The organism is Microbacterium sp. 69-10 (assembly GCF_001897945.1).
GTDB lineage: Bacteria > Actinomycetota > Actinomycetes > Actinomycetales > Microbacteriaceae > Microbacterium.
The window spans coordinates 1-4,028 of sequence record NZ_MKRT01000026.1; the positions used below are offsets into that span (position 1 = coordinate 1).

5 protein-coding genes are annotated in these 4,028 nt (G+C 67.5%); 2 read left to right on the forward strand and 3 right to left on the reverse strand.

Going from position 1 to position 4,028, the window contains the following annotated elements; translation table 11 throughout:
* The coding region (locus BGN97_RS13800) for a tyrosine-type recombinase/integrase (protein ID WP_292702628.1) at nt 1-197 on the forward strand (197 nt) is incomplete at its 5' end.
* 800 nt (nt 198-997) lie between these two features.
* On the opposite strand, the gene BGN97_RS13805 is transcribed toward BGN97_RS13800, so the two are convergent.
* From BGN97_RS13805 to BGN97_RS13815, 3 genes are all read right to left on the reverse strand, one after another.
* Nucleotides 998-2,179, reverse strand: coding sequence for a hypothetical protein (locus BGN97_RS13805; protein WP_292702631.1), 1,182 nt, complete (start codon nt 2,177-2,179; stop codon nt 998-1,000).
* Nucleotides 2,180-2,196: 17 nt separating this feature from the next.
* On the reverse strand, nt 2,197-3,033 hold the full coding sequence (locus BGN97_RS13810; RefSeq protein ID WP_292702634.1) for a bifunctional DNA primase/polymerase: 837 nt from the start codon (nt 3,031-3,033) through the stop codon (nt 2,197-2,199).
* A gap of 135 nt (nt 3,034-3,168) precedes the next feature.
* Nucleotides 3,169-3,492, reverse strand: coding sequence for a hypothetical protein (locus BGN97_RS13815; RefSeq protein ID WP_292702638.1), 324 nt, complete (start codon nt 3,490-3,492; stop codon nt 3,169-3,171).
* A 305-nt stretch (nt 3,493-3,797) separates the two neighbouring features.
* Between BGN97_RS13815 and BGN97_RS13820 the strand changes: the two genes are divergently transcribed.
* A partial coding sequence (locus BGN97_RS13820) for a hypothetical protein (RefSeq protein WP_292702641.1) occupies nt 3,798-4,028 on the forward strand: 231 nt, incomplete at its 3' end.

Genomic DNA, 4,028 nt, shown 5'->3' on the forward strand with positions numbered 1-4,028 from the left:
GGGTGAGCAGGTTACTGCCGCCCGGGGTGACTATGCACGCGCTGCGGCATGCATTCGCCACACGCACATACAACGTCAATCGGGACGTGTTCGCCGTGCAACAGCTTCTCGGGCACTCATCCGCCGCGACCACACAGCGCTACGTGCAGGTCAGCGATGACAGCCTGCGCGCGCTGGTTGAGGCGGGCGCGCGATGACCGGAACGCATGAGCAGTTCGCCTGCCCTGTCCCTTGGTGCGCCGGTTACGTCTGGGACCACGGTGGCGACGGGCTGAGCGGGCCAGAGGACTGGATGCACTCCAGCGAGAGGAAGCCGCTCGGTGGGCTGCTCTGGGCCGTGCGTGGCGCGGTCGGGAGCGGGCCGGAGTTTTGGTCGGTCTATGTCGGCGGGGACGAGAACGCGGTGGGTACGGAAGTCCCGGACCCGGAGCAGCTCGCCCTCACGCTGGAGCGCGCAGCGCAGCGGCTCCGAGAGGTTGCCCGGCCTGCGGCGAGCTGCGCGGGGGACTGACCACCCTCGCACCCCTGCGAACGGCCCGGATCAGAACGATTCGGGCCGTTTGTCATTCTGACAACCCAATTCGTTGTGGATTGGTCACTATGTCGGATATTTCAAGTCATTCTGGTGAAAAAGAGAACTGGGGCGGGGTGTCCTGGAGGATCCCCTCAGAAAAACGGCCCCTCGCGGCGCGCGGTATCGCAAGTGTTACCGCCACACCGCCACACTGCCACACGGTGAATTGAAATTGCTTCTGATCAGGGCTTTCTATGGCTGCGACGTGTGGTTAGGTGATGCCACACCTGCCGCCACACGCGCTGGAGACTGACCATGCGGGGCGTGCATGGTCAGTCTCCAGCGAGATCCCGGGGGTGATGTGCGGGGTGCGGGATGATGATGCTCACCGGCTGAGGGAGGGATCTACCCGACTAGTAGATGCAACACCCCCCTTTCCCCCCTATCAGGAACTCTCGGTGACAGCGAGGTTAGCACATACTCTCACCACGGCGTGAACCGACTCTCACGGATCATTGCGGTGAGAGCGTCGCCCTGAGGCCGCGAGAGCCTGCGCCGTGCTTCTTGGAAGGTCGCGCCCTCGCCCCTCATCGTCTGCATGCGCTCCATCATCTTGGCTTCGAGCCGCGCCCGCTGATCCTCCACAGGCGCAGCCACCGCATCCTGCACGGCTTCCCGCGTCTGGAGGGATTGAGCCATGAATGCCCCGGCAAGCTCCCAGTCCTCATCGATCAGCACCGCCCGGCCTGCGAGGTTCGCGAACGCAATAGCGATGATCGCGCGGTTGAGCAGTAGGCGGCTGTCCACTGGCTCCCGCTCGCCACGGTGCGCGGCTCTCGTGTCCGCTTCGTGCGCGGCGTCCATGACCGGCAGCGCATCCACGAACCGCACCCCGTTATCCCGCTGCGTGAGCGGCACGGTTACCCTCTCGGTCGATCGCGTCGGGATCGGCAGGTGCGCGATCGTCGGATCCTCCACCAGCGCATAGACGAACCGCGCGGCCAGCCCGCCCGCAACGGCCTCATCATTGAGCAGAGGCGCGGCGCGGGACGGCTGAACAGCGACCGTGACCACGGCGCGATAGCTGCGCGCCGGGATCGTGAGGCCATCGCCCTTCGAGTTCTGCCCTCCCAGCCGCTCGCCAGAGGTAAGCGACTTGATCGCATCCGAGATCGTAGAGCCGGTGCGCGCGGCCTGCGCCCCAAGCTGGCCTACTTCGTCATAGTGCAGCGACACGGCATGATCACCACGTCGCCACACCAAAACCACCGCGCCATCCTCGCCCTTCTCCATCCATCCCATCAGCGCGGGGATGCCCTCGCCGCTGCGCACGCTCTCAGGGTCGGGCACGTCCGCCCCCAGGAACTCCAGCGCGTACGCGACCCCGTGATACAGGGTTGATTTCCCCGCGCCGGAGGATCCCACCAGCGCGATGGCGAGATTCAGAGGCGACCCGTCCGGGTGCAGTTTCGAGCGGTACAGCACCCCGTGAGGGATGGTGAGCAGGGACTCCAGCAGCGCAACGGCCAGCATGCCCCACGGTGAGGCGATCCGGCGACGCGCTTCCCACTGGAGCGCCACCAGCTCGGGCCGCTCCGAGCGCCATAGGATCTCCGGCGACGGCAGAGGCTCCACCGTCGCCGGGACCGTGGGAACAGACGGCACCCCCGAATGCTCGCCGGTCACGACGCCCGGCCCTGCGTGCGGCGGGCGCTGGCAATCGTCGCAGCCGCCTCACGCTCGGACAGACCCGCCACCAGCGCAGCACCCTCCAGCAGATCGAACGTCTCAGCAGGATGCCCATCGCGCAGCGCTTCACACACCGCCCAGAACAGCCGGTCATTCCGGGTGCCCTCCGGTGACGACTGCACGTAACCCGCCAGGTAGGCGGCTTTCTGCGCGTACACGTCGGCGTCCGCCCCGACCCGGATCGGGCGCGGCATCCGCGCGGGCCGAGCAGGCTCGGGGCGCAGCAGCTCCACCAGCGGTGCGGGCATGTGTGCAGGCATGTCGCCCTCCCACCTGTACGGCATCCCCGTTGCAGGGTGAATGCTCGGCGCAGCGACGACGTATCCCGTGTTCGTCTTCACATCGATTCCGGAGCCGGGCAGACGACGCGACGAAACGGAACCGCCCGGGTGCATGAACCACAGGTGACGCCCGCCCGTCCCGCGCCCGGAATGCGTAGTCAGAGTGGGCGGGAGCCACCCTCCCGCAGCTTCGGTCAGCGCGGCGAGACTGCCACCGTTTTGCGGGTCGATATCGATCACTAGCAGCGAGGACGGCACGCGGATGCCGACATTGTGCTCGGCATTCCCCGCCCACCAGCGCTCAATCTGCGCGGGGTCGGTCGTGGCATCCTTCACCCCGTGAGCGGTCAGGGGGACTTTCCCTCGCAGCGGGAGCACCTGCCAGCCGCCCTGAGCGAGCGTGAGAGCGTCAGCGAGATCCGGCACAGCACACCCCCGAAGCGCGGCGAGCCTCGGCCAGTTCGACTGAGGCCGCGTACTCCTCCACATCGTTGAGGATGATTGCCACGCGAGGATCCTCGCGTGGCAGGGCGCGGCATTCCCTCAACAGCTCACCCTCACGCCGTAGCGCGGCGTCGATCAGTTCCGTATCCCGACAGGGGATGCAGTGCGTCGGAGCGGCGTTCACAGCACGCCCCCGTGCTTCGACTGCAGGCGGAATAGGGCAGCGAAGCCCTGCGCCCGCTCGGACCGGGTCAGGTGCACGGCAGCGGGCTGGATCTCTTCTAGCTGGCGGAACGCTTCACCGACCGCAGCGGCACCGAAGTGCCCCGCCCGGATCTCGGAGCGCACCCCGGGAGCGAAAGCCCAATAGGCAGCGTGCGCGGTGCGAGCAAGCAGGGATTGGTGCCCGGGGAGCGGACGGGGGACAGTGAACGCCTGAGCATCGGGGATTAGCAGTGCCCCGGACTGGCGCGGAATGGGGTGGGTGTTTGTGTTGTCGTTCACGGGTGGATTGCCTTTCTGGGCAGTCGTCCTGTGACTGTCTTTCTGGGGAACGCGAGTCGTGTTCCCTGGTGCGAGCGCGCCTAGCGTTGCGGCAGCAGCCAGCCGACCCGGCCTAATGGCGGGTGTCGGCGCGCTCGGTTATCCCAGGGCGGCGCGGACTGCTAGAGCGCGCCGCGGGGCGCGAGTGCGCGCAGGAAGGCGCGTGCCTGAGAGAGCGCGGGCGCGCAGTCGTCTCGCTGTGTGGTCGTGGCGCGCTCTGCGGATTGCCGTCCGTCGCGGACGCGAACAAACAGCACGAGTAGCGCATGATGAGCACCGCGTTCAGCGACGATTCCGAGACCACGCACGAGCTGCGCCAGCTCAGCGAGCGTAGTGCTGGCGCTGATCTTGCCGAGCAGTCCCGTTCGCTGCGCGACAGCGTACGCATCGAGCACCGGACGCATCCGAGATGCCACGCGCCGGACGGGCCGCGCGGCGGCGTCAAGGCGCGACAGAACCGCCGCCCCGGGAACCCCGGGAAGCGACGGAACAACCAC

Excerpts from the sequence above, each read along its gene's own strand:
- BGN97_RS13810 (WP_292702634.1), bottom strand. The coding sequence starts at position 3,033 with ATGTGGAGGAGTACGCGGCCTCAGTCGAACTGGCCGAGGCTCGCCGCG.